At 52.8% G+C, this 7370-nt stretch carries 6 protein-coding genes; all 6 read left to right on the top strand.

Annotated features, from left to right (window positions below):
* The first annotated feature begins 304 nt into the window (after positions 1-304).
* The 6 genes from V4U84_RS22330 to V4U84_RS22355 all read left to right on the top strand — a co-directional run bounded on the left by V4U84_RS22330 (position 305) and on the right by V4U84_RS22355 (position 7293).
* Positions 305-2362, top strand: a complete 2058-nt coding sequence (locus V4U84_RS22330) for a beta-galactosidase (RefSeq protein ID WP_334075501.1) — start codon at positions 305-307, stop codon at positions 2360-2362.
* A gap of 183 nt (positions 2363-2545) precedes the next feature.
* Complete coding sequence (locus V4U84_RS22335; protein WP_334075502.1) at positions 2546-3298, top strand: sulfite exporter TauE/SafE family protein; 753 nt, start codon at positions 2546-2548, stop codon at positions 3296-3298.
* 56 nt (positions 3299-3354) lie between these two features.
* Positions 3355-3714 carry a hypothetical protein gene (locus tag V4U84_RS22340; protein WP_334075503.1) on the top strand — a complete coding sequence of 120 codons (360 nt, stop codon included), beginning with the start codon at positions 3355-3357 and terminating at the stop codon, positions 3712-3714.
* A 91-nt stretch (positions 3715-3805) separates the two neighbouring features.
* Positions 3806-4387 (top strand): peptide deformylase, encoded by a 582-nt coding sequence (def, locus tag V4U84_RS22345; RefSeq protein ID WP_334075504.1) that lies wholly within the window; start codon positions 3806-3808, stop codon positions 4385-4387.
* Positions 4388-4404: 17 nt separating this feature from the next.
* Complete coding sequence (deoC, locus tag V4U84_RS22350; protein ID WP_334075505.1) at positions 4405-5082, top strand: deoxyribose-phosphate aldolase; 678 nt, start codon at positions 4405-4407, stop codon at positions 5080-5082.
* A 642-nt stretch (positions 5083-5724) separates the two neighbouring features.
* On the top strand, positions 5725-7293 hold the full coding sequence (locus tag V4U84_RS22355) for an IS1182 family transposase (RefSeq protein WP_334077428.1): 1569 nt from the start codon (positions 5725-5727) through the stop codon (positions 7291-7293).
* The last annotated feature ends 77 nt before the right edge of the window (positions 7294-7370 follow it).

The raw sequence follows: 7370 nt of genomic DNA on the forward strand, positions 1-7370 counted from the left end.
GGAAATTCTTATGATTCCCGAGGAACGGGGATTGTTGGGGTGAAAAATCTGCATTTTTGCAGGCATTTCGGTGTTACGGATCTAAACGCTTGGAGAAACCTGCACATTTGCAGGAATTTGACGCCCTCTTCGGAATTCTTCTTTAGATTTATCAGCCTAATGGACTCCACGGCGGGCAGGCCTTTTCGGTTCACTCCTGAGACGCTTTGCTTGCGCTATGCCTAACTTGGGCTGAGGGAAGCCGCCGGTAAAGCTGCGGATAAGACTTATTCCTAATATATTTGAATGAATGGAGGATCATCCAATGACACACAAATTCCCGCCCATTAGCGGCAAGCTTCCAGTCTTTATGCACGGGGCCGATTATAACCCGGAGCAATGGCTGCATGACCCGGCGGTGCTGGAGGAGGATATCCGGCTGATGAAGCTGGCGGGCTGCAACGTCATGTCCGTCGGCATATTTTCCTGGGCTGCCCTGGAGCCGGAGGAGGGGACCTTCCATTTCGGATGGCTGGATCAAGTGTTGGACCGGCTGGTCGAAAACGGCATTTATGCATGGCTCGCTACGCCGAGCGGGGCGCGTCCCGCGTGGATGTCCGAGAAGTATCCGGAAGTGCTGCGCGTGGAATCCAACCGCCGCCGCAATCTGCACGGGATGCGGCATAACCATTGCTTCACCTCTCCGGTTTACCGCGAAAAGGCAATGATTATGAACGGCAAGCTGGCGGAGCGGTACTCCTCTCATCCTGCCGTCGTCGGTTGGCATGTCTCCAATGAATACGGGGGCGAGTGCCACTGCGATTATTGCCAGGAAGCGTTCCGTTCCTGGCTGAAGCGCAAATACGGTTCGCTCGATGCGTTGAACCGGGCCTGGTGGACGACGTTCTGGAGCCATACGTACACGTCCTGGTCCCAGGTCGAGTCGCCCGCCCCTCACGGGGAGATGATGGTCCATGGCCACAACCTGGACTGGCGGCGTTTCGTTTCCGATCAGACGATCGACTTCTACAGACATGAGATCAAGCCGCTCAAGGCGGTTAATCCGGATCTGCCCTGCACGGTGAACATGATGGACTTGTTCTATGGCCTGGATTACCGCGAGTTCGCCAAAGCGGTGGACGTCGTCTCCTGGGATGCCTACCCGACCTGGCATGAAGCGGAATCGGAGGTCGGCATTGCATCCTGGTTCGCTTTTAATCACGATATTTTCCGCACGATCAAGAAGAAACCGTTCATGCTGATGGAAAGCACGCCGAGCCAAACCAACTGGCAGCCGGTCAGCAAGCTGAAACGCCCGGGGATGCACCGGTTATCTTCCCTGCAGGCGGTCGCGCACGGCTCCGATACCGTGCAGTACTTCCAGTGGCGGAAGAGCCGCGGGTCCAGCGAGAAATTCCACGGCGCTGTCGTAGATCATGTCGGGCACGAGCATACCCGTGTGTTCCAGGATGTCGCGGCGCTTGGCCGTACCTTGTCGCAAATCACCGAGGTGCTGGGCACAAACGTGCCGGCGGAAGCGGCCGTCCTGTTTGACTGGGACAACCGCTGGGCGATCCATGATGCCCAGGGCCCCCGCAACGGCGGCTTGCATTACGAACAGACGGTGGTCCAGCACTACCGGGCTTTGTGGAAGCAGGGAGTTCCGACCGATGTCATCGGATCCGGCGATGATTTCTCGCCGTACAAGCTGATCGTGCTTCCGATGGCTTACCTGCTGCGCGAAGAAACCGGGAAGCGCCTGGACAAGTTCGTGGAGAACGGAGGCACCTTGCTTGTCACGTACTGGTCGGGCGTTGTCGATGAGCACGATCTCTGCTATCTTAACGGATTTCCGGGGCCGCTCCGGCAGACGCTCGGCATTTGGGCGGAGGAGATCGACGGCCTTCACGACCATGATCGCAACGCACTGGTGATGAATCCCGCAAATCGGCTGGAGTTCGAAGGAAGCTTTGAGATTCACGAGCTCTGCGAAGTGATTCATGCGGAGGAAGCTGAGGTGTTGGCAACGTACCGGGACGATTTCTACGCCGGAATGCCGGTGCTTACGGTAAATCAACGGGGAGCGGGCCAAGCCTATTATTTGGCGGCCCGCGTCCGGGAAGACGGGTTTTACGATTCGCTGTACGGCCGGCTCATTCGCGAAGCCCGGGTCCGCCGGGCTTTGAATGCCGATCTGCCGGAGGGCGTGACCGCCCAACTCCGTTCGGACGGAGTAAGCGACTACGTGTTTCTGTTGAACTTCTCCGGCAAACCGGCGCAGGTCCGCTTGGACGACCGGGCATATACCGACCTGGAGACCGGGGAGGTTAAGGCGGGCATGGTCGATCTTCCGCTCTACGGCTCGATTATCTTGAAACACTAGCCGCAGCCTGTAATAAATATAATTGGAGAGAGCCGGCGAAACGCCGGCTTTCTTTATTATAATGATTCAAGTTACTGCTATTGCCCGGATTCAAATTAACGGGAATTGTACCCGGTAGTAATCCACCTGAAATGCGAATTTCCGTTAAATAATTCTCCAATTTGTGGAATGGAGGAAATCGTCATGCTTCCGGATATAAACTTGTGGACCTTGCTTGGGATGCTTGTCATCCTGTTGGCGGGCTTTGTTCAGGGGGTAACGAGCTTCGGATTTGCTTTGGTGTCCCTGCCGCTGCTATTTCAAATTTTGCCGGTGCGGCAGACGGTCCCTGTCATCGTGGTTTTGAGCCTGCTCACGAATATTTCGATTCTCTCGGCTTGCTATAAACACCTGGCCGTACGTAAAGTGCTGCTCCTGATCCTGTCGGGCATAGCGGCCGCACCGTTCGGAACGTACTTGCTCGTATACATATCAGAGACTTGGCTAAAAGTCCTTGTCGGAGGGCTGATCCTGCTGTTCGCTGCGATCATGCTCCTGGGGCGCTCGTTTCCGGTCCGCAGCGAGAAGCTGGGTTTCGTGACGGCCGGCCTGGCCAGCGGTTTGCTTAACGGAAGCATCTCGATGAGCGGCCCGCCGGTGGCCTTGTTCCTATCCAACCAGGGAACGGACAAGCAGACCTTCCGGGCCAACCTGACGTTTTATGCGTTGGTGCTGAATATCGTCACCATTATAAGTTATTCATACAACGGATTGCTGGATAAGACGGTCACCTCCACCTTGGCCTGGACGATCCCCGCGATGATTACCGGGGTTGTGACCGGTATTTGGGCGGGCAGCCGAATGAATGAGCGTTTTTTCAGAAAAACGGTGCTGGTGCTTATCATCATTTCGGGGCTGTGGACCATAATAACGGGTATCGGTCCAAGCGTTGGTTGACATGGTTTTTCCCGCTGTGATACTTTAGGCATGAATCGAACAACCGGGGTGAAGATTTGAAAGCGATCTTATTATGGGTTGGGCTTTTTCTGATTATTGTCATTTTGGGTTGGCTGAATCAGAAGCAGAAGCTGTCCGGCAAAGTGAAGGCGGCGTACGGGCAGCTTCGGACTTTAAGCGAACGGACGCGGGAGAAGCGGTCCTCGGATGAGGATCTCGCCTTGTGGGAAGCGAATCTTGAGGAACTGGAGAAGCACCCGAACGAGTATAATAAGCTTGACGAGGAAATCAGACTCCGGGAAGCCTTTGCCTTGTATCTGGAGCGGCATTATCCGGGGGATATTCGCCTGGAGAAACTTCGGGAAGCGGCCGCTTTTCAAAAGGATTCGGTTTGGGGGATGAAGATCAAACGTTGATTTTGACATGGCCTCCGCCCCGTGCTAAGCTGGGGGCTGGTCTGAATTGACATGAAAATTTTGTATATGAAGGTGGATGAAGGGTTCACTCATGAGTAAATTTAAAAGCGATTATATGATTACTATGGATGATATCGTTCGGGAAGGCGATCCGATTTTGCGCGTGGTGACGGAGCCGGTAAGCGTCCCGCCAACGGAAGAGGACCGGGAGGAAATGGCGGCGATGCTGCTTTTTCTAAAGAACAGCCAGGATCCGGAAATCAGCAAGAAATACAAGCTTCGGGCCGGGGTCGGGCTATCGGCCAATCAGATCGGCCTAAACAAGCGGATGTTTGCCGCACTGCTAACGGACGACCAGGGGAACGACCGCGAGGTCGCCCTGTATAATCCGAAAATCGTCAGCCATTCCACGGCGATGACTTATCTGCCGGAAAGCGAAGGCTGCCTGTCGGTGGACCGGGTGGTTCAGGGCTTCGTGCCCCGTTACGAGAAGGTGCAGATCAAAGCTTATGATGGGGAAGGCAAGGAATTGAAGCTACGCTTCAAAGGCTTCGACGCCATCGTCATGCAGCATGAAATTGATCATCTGAACGGGATCATGTTCTATGACCGGATCAATAAGGACCACCCGTTTAAGCTCCCCGAGGGCGTTCAAATTAACAGCCTATATTAATAGCGGAGGTATTTCTTATGACGACACAATCAGTATTAAGCCGGATTGACCATACGCTGCTCAAAGCCGATGCGGGCAAAGAAGCCATCCTCAAGCTGGCCGCCGAAGCGAAGGAGCATCGGTTTGCTTCGGTATGCGTCAATCCGTACTGGGTAAAGACGGCCGCGGAAGCGTTGAAGGATACACCGGAGGTCAAAGTGTGCACGGTCATCGGGTTTCCCCTGGGCGCGTCGGCTTCCGAGGTGAAAGCCTTTGAAACGACCCAGGCGATTCGGGATGGTGCTACGGAAGTGGACATGGTCATCAATATCGGTGCCTTGAAAGACGGGGATGAAGAAACTGTGGTCCGCGATATGGTGGCCGTGGTGGAGAGCGCTGCCGGCAAGGCGCTGGTAAAGGTGATTCTGGAAACCTGCCTGCTGACGCAGGAAGAGATCGTCCGCGCGTGCAAGCTGGCCGTATCGGCCGGCGTGGATTTCGTGAAAACATCGACGGGCTTCTCCACCGGAGGAGCCACCGTCGAGGCGGTGGAGCTGATGGCGAAGACGGTCGGACCGGGCGTCGGCGTCAAGGCCTCGGGCGGCGTACGCAGCTTGGCCGATGCGGAGGCGATGCTCGCGGCGGGAGCGACCCGGCTCGGAACGAGCGCGGGCGTGGCGATCGCGCAGGGGCTTAGCAGCCGCACGGATTATTAAAGATACGGTGTAAACAGGCTGTCCTTAACGGGCAGCCTGTTTATTTGGGGCTTTAGCCAGTTGAGCTCGCGAAGCGTGCGAAACAAAAAAACACTTGTGTAGTGCTGCTTATAGCAAAAACCACCTGATGGGGTCGTTATCATAGGAATGTTCAAGCTACTATGTATAACGAAAGGAAAAGGTGGCTTAATGGCTAATCGAAGTGATATGTCACATACAAAGAGGCGCCTAGTGTGCTTCTAAGCTTCGAACTCCAAAAAGATGCAAATCTGCAGGCATTTCCAGCGATTTTAGAGAAACGAGCCGTTTTCGTCGGAAATTCCTTAGAGGATTTACAGGTATTTAGAAATTTTGAGTCCAAACAGGAAAAAAGCATGCAGATATGCAGGAATTTTATGTTATCAAGGTTGTCTGACGGGGTACTAGTAATAATCGCGCAACGGCATACTTAAACGTAGTGAAAGCTAGCGCCTTTAGACGCGAGCCGGTAATAAAGGCTTATATGCCTTAGAGCAAGAGGCTGTCCCAAAAGTCATCATAGATGACTGAGGGGCAACCTCTTTTAGTTTGTCAAACAAAAAGAAACCACTCTTTGGTAAAATGGAAGTACCACCAACCATTACCCAAAAGGAGAGGTTTCTTTTGTACATTCAATATACCATGGATCAACTCTGTTTACCAATGGATTTAGAAGAGGATATCCCCGAAAATCATCTCGTTCGCGTGGTTAACGCCGCCGTAAATCGTCTCGACGACGCTATCTTCGACCCGTCTTACCCTGGAGGCGGACGAGACAGCTACCATCCTAAAATGCTCACCAAAGTTATCATTTACGCCTACACACAGCGCATCTATTCCTCTCGCCAGATCGCCAAAGCTGTCCGCGAAAACATCATGTTTATGTGGATCGCGGGTCGTCAGCGCCCAGACTTCCGTACCATCAACCGATTTCGATCAGAACGAATGAAAAGCACACTGGAGACTGTGTTTACTGCCGTTCTTCAGTTTCTGGCAGAGGAGAACTACATACAGTTGGAGCATTATTTTGTAGACGGCACTAAGATTGAAGCGAATGCCAACCGATATACGTTTGTTTGGGGGAAGGCTATGGTGAAGCATAAAGCCAAGCTTCAGGAGAAAGTCCAGACCCTATTTGAAGCCATTGAGGAAGCGGAGAAGCAAGAAGAAGGAATTCACGAAGGTCGGGATCTTCTCGAGCTGGGTGAGTCCTCTACTATGACCAGTGAGAAGCTGGAGCAAGCAGTCAAGCAATTGGAAGAGCGCCTGCGGGAGAAACCGAAAGACAAGCCGCTCAAGAAGGCGGTGCGCACCCTCCGTAAGGACTTGCTTCCGCGTCTTCAAAAGTACGAAACACAACAAGCAATTTTAGGTACTAGAAACAGCTACAGCAAAACGGACCCTGACGCTACATTTATGCGAATGAAAGAAGACCACATGCGAAATGGTCAACTCAAGCCGGGATACAATGTGCAGATCGGCACCGAAAATCAATTTATTGTCGGTTACAGTTTACACCAGCGCCCGACCGATACGCGCTGCCTCATCCCGCATCTTGAAAAGTTAAAATCGCAGTTAGGAAAGCTCCCGGGCACCGTCATCGCCGATGCGGGCTATGGTGGTGAAGAGAATTATGACTACCTGGAGCAAAATGAAGTCGAAGCCATCGTCAAATACAGCACCTATCACCGCGAAAAGAGTAAGGCATGGCAAAAGGATATTAGTAAAATCGACAATTGGACCTATAACAGCGAACAAGATACATGGACATGCACGGCTGGGCAAACGCTCCATTTCCGGAGAGGGAGTAAGGAGAAAACAGAAAGTGGGTATGAAATCGAATACCGACATTACCGAAGCTCCGGCTGCGAGGGTTGTCCGTTAAAGCCGCAGTGTACACAAGCCCAGGGTGATCGTGAGATCAAAGTTAGTATGAAGTATTTGCGGTTAAAGAGCCAGGCAAGGCAAAAACTCCGCAGTGAAGAAGGTTATGCCTTGGCCGTAAGGCGCATGATCGAGCCGGAACCTGTGTTTGGCGATATGAAGAACAACCGAGGCTTTAAAAGGTTTCTGCTTCGAGGCTTACAAAAAGTAAGTCTGGAGGTCGGCTGGCTTTCCCTTGCCCACAATTTGCTTAAGAAAGCCGCCGTAGACTCCAAAAAAGAAGGAGCTAAGCGAAAACAGCCCGCTTAGCTCCTTCTTTTTTTACAAATATCATCCTATTTTGTTGGAGAGGGTGTTCCAAAGTTTACTTTTGGGACAGCCTCTTT

This window comes from Paenibacillus sanfengchensis, assembly GCF_036864765.1.
Classification (GTDB): domain Bacteria; phylum Bacillota; class Bacilli; order Paenibacillales; family Paenibacillaceae; genus Fontibacillus; species Fontibacillus sanfengchensis.